The sequence below is a fragment of the Clostridium sp. AF02-29 genome (assembly GCF_934835585.1).
GTDB lineage: Bacteria > Bacillota > Clostridia > Lachnospirales > Lachnospiraceae > Otoolea > Otoolea fessa.
The window spans coordinates 1-15,571 of record NZ_CAKVZK010000007.1 but is presented as its reverse complement, the minus strand read 5'-3'; the positions used below and the strand labels follow the sequence as shown (position 1 = coordinate 15,571).

Here is a 15,571-nt window from a genome sequence, read left to right as displayed (position 1 = left end):
CTGCCTTTATTTTAAACGTCTTTCTCTCTTTTGACAACCTACAATTTTCTTAACGATTTTTGGCTGCTTCGCTATTTACTTGGCATAAACTGATAAAATATGTCCAAATATTTACCATTCTCTCCCGTCACTCTGCACAGAGGGCAGAAAAATCATTTCTGAAAAGCTAAAATTCTCTTCATTCCTTCTTCAAAATATACCTGTGGCTTCCAGCCAACCACCCGCTCCATCTTGCGGATATCCGGGATCAGATTGACGATTCCCTCTGCATTCGGCGGGCGGACGCCAAATTCCATGCTGCCCTGCCTGCCGCACAGCTCATAGACCGTCTCGACAAACCCGCGCAGCGGTCCTGTCTCATCCATCGGACCGCCCAGATTGTAGACACATCCGTGATCCGTGAGATTTCCCGCATATTCTGCCAGATCCGCCAGGGCGCGCCCTGCATCGTCAATATACATGAAGTTCCAGAGCTGCGTGCAGGCGGTCATCGTCATCTTCTCCCCTGCCCGGAAGACCCGGACACAGGAGGAAAGAAGCGACCACGGGTGATCGCCTGGTCCATACGTGCTGAAAATCCGGGCATGCCCATAATCCAGTCCCAGTTCCCGGCAGAGCACTTCCGCCTGCTGCCGGACTGCCAGTTTCGCACGTCCATACGGGGAGGTCGGCTCGCAGACCGTCTCCTCGTCTGTCAGCTCGCTCTTGACGCCATACTCCGCCTGCGAACCTGTAAAGAGAAACCGCCGGCACCCGAGGTCTTTCGCCACGCGGACGGCATTCAGCGCGTCCTGCACGCTCTCCTCCTGGACTGACTCATTTTTCCGTGAATCACTCCCTGCACCGCGCCAGCCCATATGGAGAAACACATCGCATCCGCCCGGAATCCGTTCCGGCAGTTTCGAGAGATTCCCCAGATCCTCCTCCAAAATCGTGAGTCCCTGCGGAAATTTTCCATTTTCCCGCAGCAGATCCGCTTTCGTCGAATGTTCCCGCAGTACGGCGTATACCTGATGTCCGCGATGTAACAGCTCGCGCACCGCCCCCAGACCTACAAAGCTGGTGGCACCTGTGACAACTATCTTCATTCTATCGTTTCCTTTACTATTTTTTTATACGCGGAATCAGCATGATACGGTCCATCTCCTCGTCCGGCAGGAATGGGGACAGATCCTCCAGCGGCGGCGATACAAGCGTTCCGTCCGGCAGTCTCTTCGCCGCGGACTTTGGCTCAAAGTTCTGATCCAGCGTTACAAATACCTCGCAGATCACCGGGCCGTCCATCGCCAGCGTTTCTTCTACCTTCTCGCCCAGCTCCTTGTTTCCATGAATGGCTACATATGGGAATCCATACGCCCACGCCAGCTTTTCCATGCTCGGGAATCCAAGATCGCCGCTGTCCACGCCGATACCGATGAGCGGCTCGCCGAAGAAATTCTTCTGGGTCTGGCGGATGGAATGGTAACCGCCGTTATTGATAATGAAAATCTTGATCGGCATCCGGTGGCTGACAACTGTCTCAAGCTCCTGTAAATTCATCTGAATACTGCCGTCTCCGGTGATCAGGATAATATCCTGGCTGTGATCTGCCACGCACGCGCCGATCGATGCCGGAAGTCCGTAGCCCATCGAAGCGATGCCGGAGTTCGAGATAAATCTCTGTCCCTTTTTCACAATATTTGCGTGTCCACACACAACATTTGCAGATCCATTCCCCACAACCACGATCTGGTTCTCATTTAAACGGCGGCTCATCTCATACGCAAATGCATATACGTTTGCCTCTGTCTCCGTGCCGCCGTTCATGTGCTTCGGCAGAACCACCGGATAATCATGCTTCCAGCCCTGGCAGATACGCAGCCACTCTGCCTGCGCGTCCTTGTACTCCTGCGTCATCGAAGCCGCGCCGTCCGCTTTTCCTTCCTCCGAAAGAACCTCGTCCATCACGGTCAGAAGATCCTTCACATCCGCGTGAACCGGCATATCCACATGCAGGGTCGGCTTTTTCAGCTCTTCGGCATCAATATCATTCACAATCACATACGCCTCGCGCGCCCAGGTAGTAAAACGGTAACCGACCTGACGGAAACTCAGACGGCTTCCGAGCGACAGCACCAGATCGCTGTTCTGGATCGCGAAGTTGCCCGGGCGATCGCCGACGTTGCCGCCTTTTCCGATGTACAGCGGGTGTTCGTCATAGATACAGTCGATGCTGTCCGCGCCGGTCACAACCGGGATTCCCAGCTTTTCAACCACGCGCATGAAAACATCGTGCGCCGCGCCGATACGGATACCATTTCCGGCATTGATCACCGGACGTTTGGAGGTGCGGACTTTCTCGATGATCGCACGCGCCGTCTCCTTCGTCACACGTGCCGGAAGTTTTGCACGAAATTCACCTTTTCCGGCGGTATCCTCCGGGATCTCGGACGCGCTCTCTGCCGCCCAGCCAGTTCCGCCTGCCTCATAATCCTCCGGATCAAAGCCGATCAGATCGTCTGTCTCGATCATTGCCGCCTGCACATTCAGCGGAATATCCAGCCAGGTAGGACCCGGACGACCGTTGTAAGCCAGATACAGGGCTTTTTCCACACAGAAGCGGATACGCATCGGATCGATCACCATCTCACAGTATTTTGTCATATTGGCAACCGATTTGGTGATATCATACTCCTGATCGCCCATCGCGCGCAGGTGAAGTCCCGTGCTGCGCGCCGTCGTGTCATAACGCACCTGTCCGGAAATGACAAACATCGGGATTGAATCCAGAAATCCGCCCGCAACGCCGTTCATCGCATTGATGCCGCCAGGTCCCGTCGTCACGCACACTGCCGCAATCTTGTTGTGGATGCGGGCATACGCCTCCGCTGCCATCGCACATGCCTGCTCATGATGATTGTAGAGGCAGTGAAGTCCTTCCTGATGCCCCAGCGCGTCATCCAGATGCATTGCGCCGCCGCCCGTGATCATAAACACATCCGTGATGCCGGATGCGAGAAGCTTTTCTGCTATATAATTAGAAAGTTTCTGTTTCATTTTGATTTCCTCCTGAATACCTTGTCAAGTGGTCATACTACATCATAAGAACGTATTCTCACCCGTCCACTCACGAACCCGCGCTATCGCGCTCTACCGCCCTGCTTCGCATGGCTGTTCGTTCGTTAATGGCGCAAGAAAAGAATATGTCTGCTTCGCAGCCGCATTCGTTTCTTCTGCGCTCATTATATCACACATATTTCTCTTTTCATAGCCAGCACGGCGTTTTCCCTTCTTCTGAAACGTTCTTTTGTTACTGTTCACGCATACGTGCCCAGTAACGGAATTTGCCGTGGCTTCGCATTTAAATACGGCAAATTCCTGCTGCCACCACGTTTTCTTACGGCACTTTCGGTTCCAAAAGTGCCTACCCGTGAACAGTAACTTACATTTTTCTTATGTTGTCTTGTGTTTTTCCTATTTCTTTTCTATAATAAAGGTCGGCATCCGGTTCACATCGGTATGCCTGAATCGTTACGGTTCAGTTTACTTTATGTAACTGCATTTTTATCATACAGAGGAACGTCTTATGAATCGATTAGCACAGAAAAAAAAGGTCTGCGCGCTGATTCCGGCGCGGCTTAATTCGGTTCGCTTTCCGGGAAAGGCATTGAAACAGATTGATGGGATTCCAATGGTTGTGCGGGTTCTCGCGGCGGCGCGGGACAGCGGTGTATTTGATGCCGTTTACGCTGCGACCGACAGCCCTGAGATTGCTGCTGTTTGCCAGACATATGGATTTGAGGCGGTTTTCGCCTCCCATTCCCATCAGAATCCGACCTCCCGCATTCAGGAGGCGGTGACGATTCTGGAAGATTCCAAGTCTACTTCTTCGCGGAAATTTGATTTTTATGCGATGATCGGCGGGGATGAACCGCTTCTGACACCAGAGATTCTGCAAAATTTTATGGAGCAGGCGCTTACTGTTATTACCTCAAAAGAACATGTACAACGTCCATTTCTCATCAATGCCATGGCAGATATCCCGAACGATGCCGAGACAGCCGATCCATCCAACATAAAAGTGGTCTGCCGACCGGACGGCACAGGGCTTTACATTTCCCGTGCGCCAATTCCATTCCGCAAGGGGACGCTTGACAAACCTTCCCGGAAATTTGTGAGTATCGGGCTTTATACGCGGGAATCGCTCGATTTCTTCTGCCAGAGCAGACCGGGCATTCTGGAACAGATCGAGGGCGTGGATTTGCTACGTTTCCTCGAATATGGGAAAACGATCCTATTTCTTCCCATCTGCGGATATACGCTTTCCGTAGACACCCCCGCCGACCTTGAAACAGTACAGGCGATTTTACACAGGAGGACTAGCACCCTATGAATAAGAAAACATACCGCGGCGTGATCTTCGACCTCGACGGCACGCTGCTCGATACATCCGAAGGCGTCTTTGCGAGCGTGCGCCACACGGTAGAAGCACTTGGAAAACCTGCCCTCGACGAGGCGACACTCCGCACCTTTATCGGACCGCCCGTCAAGCTGTCGCTCATCCGCCTCTATGGACTGGACGAGGACGCCGCGAACCACGCAACCGAGATTTTCCGCACCCAGTACAAGGATCACGACCTGCTGAAAGCCGAGCCATACGCCGGTATCAAAGACCTGATCCGCGCACTCCGCGCACAGGGCTGCAAGATCGGGGTTGCCACCCTGAAACGTGAAGATTATGCGCTGACTCTGCTGGAACATTACCATTTCACAGAACTCTGTGACTCCATCTGCGGCAGCGATTTTGCCAGCAAAATGACGAAGGCTGACGTTCTGCACAAGTGCTTAAAAGCTTTGGAGTTGTCTCCATCCGAGGCAGTTCTTATCGGTGATACCTCTTCCGACGGAAAAGGTGCCAAAGAGGCAGCTGTCGATTTTATGGCAGTCACCTACGGCTTCGGACCAGATACCGCGGAGGCATGGCAGGAATATGCGCCGGTTTATACAGCAAAGGATACGCATGATATCGGGGCGTTTCTGGGAGTCAATTTTTAAAATTACAAACATAACAAGGGGACAAACATCATGAAACAAGTCAAATTACTCGACTGCACTCTCCGCGACGGCGGCTACGTCAACGACTGGGAGTTCGGTCACGACAATATTGTTACTATTTTTGAACGTCTGATCAGCGCGGGCGTGGACATTCTGGAAGTTGGTTTTCTGGATGACCGCCGCACCTTCGACCGCAACCGCACGATCATGCCGACAACCCAGTGTGCCGATCAGATTTTCGGCAAGCTGGACAAGGGAAATACGATGATCGTCGCCATGATCGACTACGGAACCTGCGATATTTCTAATTTAAGCCCGTGTTCTGAGTCCTACATCGACGGCATCCGCGTCATTTTCAAAAAACATGTGATGCATGAGGCGATCCAGTTCTGCCACGAAGTCAAAAAACTGGGCTACAAAGTGTTTGCACAGGCGGTTTCGATCACCAGCTACTCCGACCGTGAGCTTCTGGATCTGGTTGACCTTGTCAACGATCTGGAACCGTATGCGATGTCCCTTGTAGACACCTACGGTCTACTGCATCAGGATAACCTGCTTCACTATTTCCAGCTCTTAAACTACAACTTAAAACCATCGATCGCGATCGGCTACCACTCCCACAATAACTTCCAGCTCGCATACTCGAACAGCATGGAAGTCTTACGCGAACCGGCAGACCGCACCGTTTTAGTTGATGCCACCCTGTACGGCATGGGAAAAAGCGCCGGAAATCTTCCGATCGAACTCATTTCCATGTACATGAACACCGTATTCGGACGCAATTTCAATGTCAGTCAGATGCTTGAGGCGATCGACATCAGCATCATGCCGTTCTTCCGCAAGAGCCCATGGGGATATAACCTGTTCTTCTATATTTCCGCCTCCAACAACTGCCATCCGAACTACGTCCGCTTCCTGATGGATAAGCACACCCTGTCGCTTAAATCCATCAATACAATTCTGGATGCGATTGAGCCAGAAAAAAAACTGCTCTACGACAAAGATTACATTGAAACACTGTACCGCAGGTATCAGAGCACAGAATGCAATGACGAAGCCGATATTCAGGCATTGAGTGCTTCCTGGAGCGATCGCCCGCTTCTGCTGCTCGGTCCGGGAAAGAATCTGGAACTGGAAAAGGAGGCAATTCTCTCCTATATTAAGGCGCACAATCCGATCACAATCTCCGTCAATTTTATCCCGGAGGGAATTCCAATCGATTATGCGTTCTTAAGCAATTCCAGGCGGTATGTCCAGCTCAACAACCGCCTGCTCGAGCACGCCGACGCCCAGGGACGCCCGGTGCGCGTCATCGCGACCTCAAACGTGACGAATGTCAAAGATACACATTTTGATTACACCTTAAACTATAATTCCCTGATCGACCAGAATGCAGAGATCATCGATAATTCCTTTGTCATGCTGCTGAACGTCCTGACCAAAACAAGCGTCCACCACGCCGCCTGCGCGGGATTCGACGGATATACGGTCGATGGAGACAACTACTATAATTCCGCGATGGACTACCGGATCGCGCGGGAAAAATCACAGAGTATTAACCAGTATGTGATAGATACGCTGGAGAGGCTGGCAGGAACGCTGACGCTGGAGTTCCTGACGGATTCGAAATACGTAAAATAAAAAAGAATGTGCCCTTTTTCCACATCTCTCCACCCTTTCCAGCAACGCACACTATCTTTTTACGCATAATCCCCGTATAATAAGCCCCGTAATGCAGCGATGGATTTTCGCATTTTCAAAAAGGAGAGATTATACCATGCGTAAGCAAACTAAAACTTTAGCTGTTTTATCCGCTGCGGCTTTGTTCGCGGCTGCTGCACCTATAATGACAAATACGGGAACTTACAGAGTTCTGGCGGCTCAGAGCGGCTGGACAGAGGAAGATGGTCGTCTTTATTACTACGATGAGGACGGCTATAAAGAGACAAACACATGGAAAAAGCGGAATGGCGACTGGTTTTATCTCGATGAGGAAGGCGAGATTGCTACCAATCAGAGAGTCGATGACTATTTCGTCAACGATGAGGGGCACATGGCAAAGAACCAATGGGTTTCGGCTGAAAATGAGATCAGCTACGACAGTCCGGATTCTCCGGACGGCGGCTCCTGGCTCTATTTTGGCAAGGACGGCAAGATTGTAACTGCCAAATGGATGAGCATCAACGGAAAAACCTACTATTTCGACGAGGACGGACTGATGCAGACCGGGCTTCTGGAGCTGGACGGACAGACCTACTACCTCGGCGAGGAGGATGACGGCGCCAGAAAAACCGGATGGATTCTGCTGGAAACCATCACGAAAGACACCGACGATGAAGATATCTGGTGCTATTTTGACACCGAAGGACGCTTGATCGTAAACCAGATGGACCGCAAAATCGACAATGGCTACTACACCTTCATCGACGGCCAGATGCAGACAGGCTGGATCAATGTCGCGGAAGCTGGCTTTGTAAGCTCCAGCACACCTTCAAACGAAGCAGCAACAGCGGACAACTCTGCCACAGACACTGTCAGCTTAAACGATTTCCGCTACTACGATCCGGAAAATGGCGGACGCCGGGCAAGCGGCTGGTACACCATTGAAGGGGCACCGGGCATCAGCGAAGAAGAAGAGCCATTTTCCTTCTTCTTTAAAAACGGAACCGCTTACTTTGCCGAGAAGGATCTTGCTATTTTCACCATCAATTCCGAGCGCTACTGCTTCAACGAGCGCGGTGAAATGCAGACCGGGCTTCAGAGCCTGAAACAGGCGGATGGCAGCTTCGCCTCCTACTACTTCGGCGACGACGGCGTGATGCGTACCGGCAAGCAGACTATTTACAATGATGATTTAGAAGAAAACCAGATCTGGTATTTCCAGACCAAAGGTTCCCTCAAAGGACAGGGCTACCATGGAGAGCGCGATAACCAGGTTTATGTAAACGGTCTTTTAAAGAAGGCGGATCCGGAGCTCCGCTATGAGCCGGTTTCCACCGGTGAAAAACGCTACCTGGTAAACACCAGCGGCACCATCCAGAAAGCAACCTCTTCTTCCTCTTCCGCTTCCCGTCCGGAACTCGGAAAAGGGTTCAAGGATATCAAAGACAGCAATGATACTGTCTGGACAGTTGACACATCTGGAATCATCCAGTAGAATATAATATTGCATCCGTTCAAATACCGCAGGACACTTTTGTGACACCGCGGTATTTTTTCTGAAAGATGTCTTTTTTTATCGTCTTGAAATTTTTTTTGGAAATTTTTAATTTTTTTTCTAAAAACCAGTTATAATGTTCTCAATTAAAACGTATTATAATAAGGGGAATATTTTCATTTTTCTCCCAATGACTCAACTCTTACTTCTACGGAGGCAACTCTATGCGTGGTTTAAATGTTTATTGCTGTCCAACCTGTGGACATTATGGATTCTTTCAGCTCGTTGCCAATGCGGTATGTCCGCATTGCTCAATTGCCATGACTCCTCTTCCCATTCCGTATCAGGATTTCATGGACTTAGACTATCCACAGCGGCAGATCCTGATTTCCAGACACATGATTAATGCGGCGATCCCTTTGGATTCTAAAGCCAAACCGGCGAACAAGGCTAAGGCACCAGGGCAGACAAAGCCATCCGGCCGGAGCAAATCACTGGATGATGCAAAATCGTCGGATCAAAATGCAGCACCCGATAACACCAAATTGATGACCGATCCTTCTGCAGCACCGGGTAAAACAAAATCGTCTTCCACTTCCTCGAAGATCCATCCGGATATTTCAAAAGATTCCGACAAGGAAACGCTCTATCAGGAAGTATTGGCTCTAAGAGAGAAAAACGAGCAGCTGGAGCAGACTGTCTCCTGGATGCATGATTTAATCTGGGAATTGACGCGCCGACTACATATTACACAGAGTAGATAAAAAATGCCGCATGATTCATTCTGGTTTGATAACATACCTTCTGAATCATGCGGCTTTCATATTCGATCTACTATTTAATTTTTGATTTGATTTTTCACCTGCTCCATCTGGTATAAATGAGCCTCTTCTTTTCCATCTTATCCAGGCTCTCCGCTTATCCCGCCTTCTCCGTCTTACAGAGTATGTAGTGGTCAATCATCCGGTTTAAGCTTTGATTCATCTGATCCAGAGTTTTAAATAACTCCCTCAGCTCACGCTTTAATTCTTCATTTTCCTGCTCTAAAACGATCAATTTTTTAGCTTCATCCATAAACTCTCCTCCTTTTGACTGCCTGTTCTTCCATTCAGATGACCACACTGCATAACGCAGCTCTGCCAGGCGATCATATCGTTTTTTCTTTTCATATTATTTATAAACCGATTTTAAGAAAAATAAAAGAGTCTATCGATCGCAAATTTCGACACGGAACATCGCTCCGTTACTGTTCACGCATATGTGCCCAGTAACTCGCTCACACATTACTTTTAATTCTAAATCGACAAAATCCAGGCAGATTCGGCTTTTCCGCCGAATCTGCCCGGATTTGCTGTCTATTTAATCCGTTCTGTCTATTTGAGCTATTCTGCCTGTTCTGCTTTCTCTCTTGTGAGTGCAAGCCCAATCGCCAGCATCGCCCACATAATCGGTGTCGCGATCGGGAGGTTGATATTAACAACTGCCTGTGCTCCATAGCAGAGCACCGCCAGAACAGGCGCCAGGATCCAGGCGCACTCTTTCCATTTTTTGCACATCTGCACGCAGGTGCCGCCCAGAAACGCAAGATAAGATACAAGCGCAAGCGGTCCCATTGTAACAAGGTACTGAAAATATTCGTTGTGGGCGCTCTCATAGAAAACTCCATACCGATCCAGCGCATCCTGCCTGAAATCCCAAGTCAGAATTCCATATGTGTCGGGTCCAAAACCAAACAACTGATGCAGGAACGGCAGCTCGCGATAGGACTGCCAGCCAATTCTCCAGCAATATCCCCGGTTCGTTCCCCAGTCATCATCAAAAACAAGATACTGGGACAACGCGCTGTACCGTTCCGCATGTCCTCCCAGATTTGCATCATAGAGGACAAATGCCACTGCCAGGCATCCAAGAATCAAAACGGCACACCAGCCACGCCAAATCCATCGTCCCGGTTTGCTCTCTGGATTCGTCTGTTCCATCTTCCGTTTCCAAACACAGAGAACCCCCGCCAGAATCCAGAATAAAACGACGACTCCCTCCAGATAACGATAGCGCACCAACACGCCAAACACACCGCCCAGACCGATGACCTGATCAGCATATACTTTATTGACCGTATCTACTACCTTGATCACGGTCATAAACGTAGCCGCCAGAATACCATAATCTGCGATGCCCCGCCATGTCGTAAATAAAAACAGCGGCATCACCGCAAACAGCATTCCAAGTGATAAATATGCATTATCACTCTGTCCGGTAATCAATGCAAAAAAGGCCAGCGCCGAAACCAGATAATACCAGATACGGCGTCCCACTTTTCTCTCACTTACAAAACAGCCGCATGCAACCGCCATCGTAAGCGCCACAAACGCCGTATACGTGTTGATATTTCCCAATGTAGATACAAACAGGTTTCCCTGTTCATTGCTCACGCCCTTTTTCCATCCCAATAAATCCATCTGGAAATAATCTGTGATTCCAAACAGACAGACCAGAACGGACGATGCCAGAAACACATCCAGGTACCATTTTCTCATCCGACCATACTTGCTGATCACAATCGTTCCCAGCACATACAGCGTAATCAAAAAAAATCCGCTGAATCGTCCCTCATTGCCCCAGAACGACTCATACACATAGTCCGACAGCACCGTCGATATCAATGCCAGTCCCCAGAAAACTGCCAGCGCCTTATAGGCAAATGGCTGCTTTTTTAATTCAGACGGTCGAAACGCGCAAAAAAAGCGCCGCACATGCGTCCCGCCAAACCGCTTTAAGTCCATGCACGCAAATACTATCGCTGCGATCAGGCATGACGCCAGCATCGCAACCGTGCTGAGCCAGTAAAACTGATATTTCGATACCAGAATATCATAATAATAATTATGGAAATATAGCGGAAATGCCCCAAACACCACACACAGATACACCGACACAATCCATGAAAAAACCTTTCGGACTTTTCCTTCCCATGCCTGCTCTGCCAAAATGGATGCAGCCGGAGCTCCCTGCTCTCTTGCAATCTCTGTCTGTTCCATCACATTCTTCTCCTTTTCTTATTCGTAAAACCAGAGAAACGGCTTGTATCAGTATAGCATTTCGTTTTGTGGATAGCAAGGAAGGAAATCTTAAATTTCCCCTATTATCTCTCCTATTTTTGCAACTTGCGATACTTTTCCATATCCGAAGTATAATGACTTGGTAATGCAGTTAGGATTTCGAGAAAAATATTTCAAAAAGTAAAAAGGAGAGTGCATTAATTATGAGAAAGCAGACTAAATTAGTTGCAGTACTTTCTGCAGCAGCTTTACTCGCTATGGGTGCTTCCATGACTTCTTTCGCAGCTGGTTGGGAGAAAGATGACGCTGGTGTTTGGCACTACTATGATAGCGACGACAATCAGGTAACTGACGAGTGGAAAAAAGATGGTGGCAAGTGGTTCTACCTCAACGAAGATGGCGATATGGAAACAGACGCTTGGGTAGACGATGACTACTATGTAGGCGAAGATGGTGCTATGCTGGTTAACAAGTGGATCAAAGTAGCTGATGATGATGACAGCAGTGATCCGGATGATGACGGTGAGAACTGGTACTACTTCAACAATAAAGGTAAGAAAGTAACCGATGATAAGAAGAAGATCAACGGTAAAACTTACTACTTCAACACCGACGGTGAGATGAGATACGGTTGGTTCGAAGATAACGGCGACTGGTACTATCTGGGAACTGAGGATGAAGGCTGGAGAACAGATGCTAAGTGGCTGTGGTTAGAAGAGCCGAATGAGGATGACGAGGATAACGATTCCATGCCGTCTCATGATGATTGCTCCCTGTGCGATAGCGAAGGCTGGTACTACTTCCAGAACGACGGTAAAGCATACAGAGACAACAGCAAGAAGAAAAAAATCAACGGTAAATATTACTACTTCAACGAGCATGGTCAGATGCTGTATGAGTGGATTAACACCAAAGAGACGACCGCTACAGGCTCTACAACAGACTTTATTCTGGATGGTTCCGATTCCAGACCAAACGCTACCGCAAGCGATATGATCTACGCTAACGAAGTAGAAGATGGTTCCAGAGCAGCAGGCTGGTACGAGATCGACGGTGCTGAGGATCTTGGCAACGACAACGATACCGACTGGTACTTCTTCAAGAAGGGCGAAGCTAAGAAGGCAGGCGCTGAGGATGCTCAGACTGACTCCACAGGTACAACCCAGTACAGAAAGAAAATCAAAATCAATGGTAAGTACTTCTGCTTCGATCAGGATGGTAAGATGCAGACAGGTCTTCAGAGAATCGCTGGTCATACCTACTACTTCGATGACAATGGCTATATGAAGACCGGTAAGACAACTGCTGATGATGACAATGATGATACATTCACATTCTACTTCAGCACAAAGAACAACGATACTGGTAAGGGCTATGACGGAATCAAAGATGGTTATCTGTACGCAGATGGTCAGAGACTTGAGGCTGATGATGACTACGCTGTATACAAATACAACAATCTCCTGTATGTAGTTAACAAGACTGGTAAGATCCAGAAATCCACTTCTAAGAAGTACGAACTGGATGGCGGCGAAGGTTATGTAACTGTAACCAAGAGCGGTACTGTTAACAAGTACTTTGTTGATGATGAGAAGACTACAACTGCAACAACATTTCCGACTGATGTAATCAGAACTGGTGGTTTTGATGCAAATGGTCAGAGCACAACTGATGGTTTCGTTTGGGAGCCGTAATTGAGCTGAACTTGAGGCATTGAGCTGATAGCTTGATATAAAGAGGACTCCGACATCTCAGAGAAATCTGGGATGGCGGAGTCCTTTTTGCATAGAAACGATGTTACCATATTTACTCAGACATTATACTTCGAATATGAAAAAGTATCGGGAGATGGGAAATACCTCTGTAAATACTGGAGAAGCAAAGGAAAACTCATTTATATCTTGAATTTCCTTTTTAATTATGTTATATTTTATTCAAATCATTTTGACTTAAATTAATTTGAATAAAATTTAAACCAGGGAGGTGCTTGACATGTTTATCGGAAGAAGAAAAGAATTGGATGCCATGCAATCACTTTATGATAAAGATGGCTTCGGCATGATGGTTATTTATGGGCGTAGACGCATTGGAAAATCTACTTTGATTAACGAATTTATCAAAAATAAAAACGCCATTTTTTATACAGCAACAAAAGTTGGACAAAATAGAAACCTCGAATTATTTGCTAAACAGGTTATCTCTGTGTTAGATCCTGATTTCGAGAGTGCCTCTTTTCCATCCACAGAAGATATTTTCAATTTTATTACAAAGAAATTGCCAGATAAAAAGATTGTTCTGGTAATTGATGAACTTCCTTATTGGGCTGAAAAAGATGATTCACTTCTTTCTATTTTACAAAAATATATTGATACAGAATGGCAAAATAAAAATCTTTTTATCATTTTATGTGGTTCTGCATTGAGCTTTATGGAAAAAAAAGTCCTTAGTGAAAAAAGTCCCCTATTTGGACGCAGGGATTCTCAGATCAAATTGGAAGCTTTTAATTATAAAGATTCTGCGCTTTTTGTGCCGGACTATTCGTTTGAAGAGAAGGCAATCTGCTATGGAATTACTGGTGGTGTAGCCAAGTATCTTTCGATGATTGATAAAACCAAAACATTGGATGAAAATATTAAACACCTTTTTTTTCATACAGACGGTTATCTATATGATGAAACAAGAAACCTTTTAACGCAGGAATTTATGGATATTGCATTGGTTAATAATATTATTGAGCAAATTGCTTCTGGTCAAAATACTATTAATCTGATTTCTGAAAAAGTCAAGGAAAAAGCTTCAACTGTTTTATATTCGATTGATAAATTGATGGAAGTTGGATTGATTGAAAAGAAAAACTGCATTACCGAAGAAAAAAACAAGAAAAAAACGCAATATATCCTAAAAGACCATATGTTTAAATTTTGGTATGAATTTATTCCGAAAGCAACCAGTGTCATTGAAATGGGGCATGGAGATATCTATTATGAAAAAGCAGTTAAACCTAATTTGCATTCTTATATGGGAAGCGTTTTTGAAGAGATGTGCCGATACTATACACTGGAACAGGGTATTTGTGGAAAATTCGATAATTTTATTACAAGAGTTGGCTCCTGGTGGGGAAATGAAACGCTGGAATCAAAAGATGGTAAAAAATATCAGCAATCTACAGATATTGATATTGTAGCTGTCTCTGATATTGATAAAACAGCGGTTGTAGGTGAATGCAAATTTAAAAACGAACCTATTGGTAAAGAAATTTACGATACCTTGTTAAGAAGGAGCAAGCTTATTTCTGGTAAATACAGAATTTCAAAATATCTTTTATTTTCATTGAGCGGATATACGTCATGGTTTGATGAGTTGAACGACGGAAATTTACGGATGTTTACATTGGCAGAACTTTATGAATAAAAATTGAAGGTTGCTTGTCGCTACAAGAAAAGGACTCTGTTGCTCTAAGAAAAAAGGGATGTAACAGAAAATCGTGCCTCTGTATGCTGCTTTTTGTATATAAAATACTTTTTACAAAGATAACCAGAAATTTTATGTATTCTTCACAAAAGGAACACATCTTTGCGTTACACTAAAGCCATCAATTTTAAGGAGGCAATCGAGTATGACAGCTAATACAAAAACGACCTGGAGTGTCTGGGGAATCCTTTTTGGCATGGCGATTGTGCTGGGAATCGGAGTGGCATTTTTAGCATTTACTTTAACCAGAGATCCACAGATTCTGGCATTTTTATATGATAAAATCACAGTTCCGCAGAGCCTGCACTTCATTACCAATTTTAAATGGCTTTTTAACCTGCTGGTTGTCTGCGTAACAGCAATTCCGGCCGCAGCCGTACTTTATGTAAGCGAGCGGGGATTCAGCCGCTGCGTGCAGCCAAAAGAAAAATAAAGACAGATAAACAAGAAGTGATGTATGCTCTAAGTGACTTCTTAATCATGATATTTGTCATGGTTAGTGAAGAAATCACTTAGAGCATTTTTGTTTCAGGACGAACTTTAGATTGAGATCGCGGAACTGGAAAAGGCTGTTACCGGCTACGAGTAGAGCCAGAAATCAGCAGAGAAATTTATAGCCTTGATTGACAAGTATGAGAATTTTGACACGCTGACAAACACCATCCACAAGCAGCCAGTCGGGAGAATATGACATTCCCGATGACCTGCCCAATCGCCGGACAGGTAATGGTCGCGGTTCTTATCCGGCAGCGGCTCGCCCATTGCCAGCAATACTACGACCTGCTCCAGCAGCTCGATCTTCAAGCCACGCTTTATGGCTCGTTTGTAGTCTTTTTTGAAACTGGTCGTG

12 protein-coding genes and 1 pseudogene are annotated in these 15,571 nt (G+C 46.8%); 8 read left to right on the top strand and 5 right to left on the bottom strand.

All coding sequences use genetic code 11. The features are described from left to right. Positions 1-152 precede the first annotated feature (152 nt). Together PUQ60_RS03130 and PUQ60_RS03125 are read right to left on the bottom strand one after the other, a co-directional pair. The gene (locus tag PUQ60_RS03130) at positions 153-1,088 is read right to left on the bottom strand and encodes an NAD(P)-dependent oxidoreductase (RefSeq protein WP_117796036.1); all 936 of its coding nucleotides are present in this window, start codon (positions 1,086-1,088) and stop codon (positions 153-155) included. Between the two features lie 16 nt (positions 1,089-1,104). Next, positions 1,105-3,036 carry a thiamine pyrophosphate-binding protein gene (locus PUQ60_RS03125; protein ID WP_118626917.1) on the bottom strand — a complete coding sequence of 644 codons (1,932 nt, stop codon included), beginning with the start codon at positions 3,034-3,036 and terminating at the stop codon, positions 1,105-1,107. Positions 3,037-3,565: 529 nt separating this feature from the next. Here PUQ60_RS03125 and PUQ60_RS03120 point away from each other — a divergent pair. From PUQ60_RS03120 to PUQ60_RS03100, 5 genes are all read left to right on the top strand, one after another. After that, entirely contained in the window at positions 3,566-4,372 is an 807-nt protein-coding gene (locus PUQ60_RS03120; protein ID WP_273401168.1) for a 3-deoxy-manno-octulosonate cytidylyltransferase, read from the top strand. Further along, the gene (locus PUQ60_RS03115; protein WP_022359155.1) at positions 4,369-5,034 is read left to right on the top strand and encodes an HAD hydrolase-like protein; all 666 of its coding nucleotides are present in this window, start codon (positions 4,369-4,371) and stop codon (positions 5,032-5,034) included. The genes PUQ60_RS03120 and PUQ60_RS03115 overlap by 4 nt, the downstream gene beginning before the upstream one ends. Before the next feature lie 30 nt (positions 5,035-5,064). Next, complete coding sequence (locus PUQ60_RS03110) at positions 5,065-6,675, top strand: aldolase catalytic domain-containing protein (protein ID WP_022359156.1); 1,611 nt, start codon at positions 5,065-5,067, stop codon at positions 6,673-6,675. Positions 6,676-6,811: 136 nt separating this feature from the next. After that, positions 6,812-8,191, top strand: coding sequence for a cell wall-binding protein (locus PUQ60_RS03105; RefSeq protein ID WP_273401171.1), 1,380 nt, complete (start codon positions 6,812-6,814; stop codon positions 8,189-8,191). A gap of 224 nt (positions 8,192-8,415) precedes the next feature. Continuing rightward, positions 8,416-8,955: a hypothetical protein gene (locus PUQ60_RS03100; protein WP_273401174.1), complete on the top strand. Its 540-nt coding sequence runs from the start codon at positions 8,416-8,418 to the stop codon at positions 8,953-8,955. Positions 8,956-9,109: 154 nt separating this feature from the next. On the opposite strand, the gene PUQ60_RS03095 is transcribed toward PUQ60_RS03100, so the two are convergent. Beyond that, positions 9,110-9,265 carry a hypothetical protein gene (locus tag PUQ60_RS03095; protein WP_022359159.1) on the bottom strand — a complete coding sequence of 52 codons (156 nt, stop codon included), beginning with the start codon at positions 9,263-9,265 and terminating at the stop codon, positions 9,110-9,112. A 308-nt stretch (positions 9,266-9,573) separates the two neighbouring features. Further along, complete coding sequence (locus tag PUQ60_RS03090) at positions 9,574-11,229, bottom strand: O-antigen ligase family protein (RefSeq protein WP_118749750.1); 1,656 nt, start codon at positions 11,227-11,229, stop codon at positions 9,574-9,576. 224 nt (positions 11,230-11,453) lie between these two features. Between PUQ60_RS03090 and PUQ60_RS03085 the strand changes: the two genes are divergently transcribed. The 3 genes from PUQ60_RS03085 (at position 11,454) to PUQ60_RS03075 (ending at position 15,154) form a co-directional block, all read left to right on the top strand. Beyond that, on the top strand, positions 11,454-12,944 hold the full coding sequence (locus PUQ60_RS03085; RefSeq protein WP_273392506.1) for a glucan-binding protein: 1,491 nt from the start codon (positions 11,454-11,456) through the stop codon (positions 12,942-12,944). Positions 12,945-13,242: 298 nt separating this feature from the next. Then, positions 13,243-14,661, top strand: coding sequence for an ATP-binding protein (locus PUQ60_RS03080; protein ID WP_273392509.1), 1,419 nt, complete (start codon positions 13,243-13,245; stop codon positions 14,659-14,661). 205 nt (positions 14,662-14,866) lie between these two features. Further along, positions 14,867-15,154, top strand: coding sequence for a hypothetical protein (locus tag PUQ60_RS03075; protein ID WP_273392511.1), 288 nt, complete (start codon positions 14,867-14,869; stop codon positions 15,152-15,154). A 231-nt stretch (positions 15,155-15,385) separates the two neighbouring features. Here PUQ60_RS03075 and PUQ60_RS11445 read toward each other — a convergent pair. Further along, positions 15,386-15,571 (bottom strand): annotated as a pseudogene (locus PUQ60_RS11445) (type II toxin-antitoxin system YafQ family toxin); the annotation flags it as partial.